Annotated in this window: 2 pseudogenes; both read left to right on the top strand. The window is 68.6% G+C overall.

Annotated features, from left to right (window positions below):
* A pseudogene (locus tag WDW90_RS38070) lies at positions 1-205 on the top strand (MFS transporter); the annotation flags it as partial.
* 75 nt (positions 206-280) lie between these two features.
* Positions 281-488: pseudogene (locus WDW90_RS38065) on the top strand (hypothetical protein); the annotation flags it as partial.

The following is a 488-nucleotide window of genomic DNA, read 5'->3' as shown; positions in this document are numbered from 1 at the left end:
TGCCGGCATGATCTCGCCGGTGGTGTTCGGCGCCGTGATCGACGCGACCGGGCGCTGGGACCTGCCCTTCGTCGCCTCGCTCGGCCTGCTGCTGCTCGGAGCCATCTTGGCGCTGCGCATGCGACCCGACGAGCCCTTCGTCGACGAGGCTGAGCCCGCCGGAGCACCTATCAGCCAAACTCAGCCGGTAAAGGCTGCGGAGTAAACCAAGCTGCGCGGCGCCGGCCGATGAACCGGCGCCAGTCCTCGTACCATCCTTTCGAAAAGTGAGGAATTCGCCATGTCCGTTGCTGCCACACAACCGCTCAGCAAGCCGAAACTTGCATCCACGACCCCGAACGCCTTCGACACCGGCCCGGTCGACGCGGTGATGAGGCGCGCCCGCGCCACGCAGCGGCTCTTCGCCGAGGTGAGCCAGGAGGAGGCCGACGCGGCCGTCCGCGCCCTCGCCTGGGCGCTCTACAAGCCCGAGCATGCCCGCGAGCTCG

Origin of the sequence: Methylobacterium nigriterrae (assembly GCF_037106235.1) — a bacterium.
GTDB classification, from domain to species: Bacteria; Pseudomonadota; Alphaproteobacteria; order Rhizobiales; family Beijerinckiaceae; genus Methylobacterium; species Methylobacterium nigriterrae.
The sequence above is the reverse complement of the archived record's forward strand: the minus strand, read 5'-3'. Positions and strand labels throughout refer to the sequence as shown.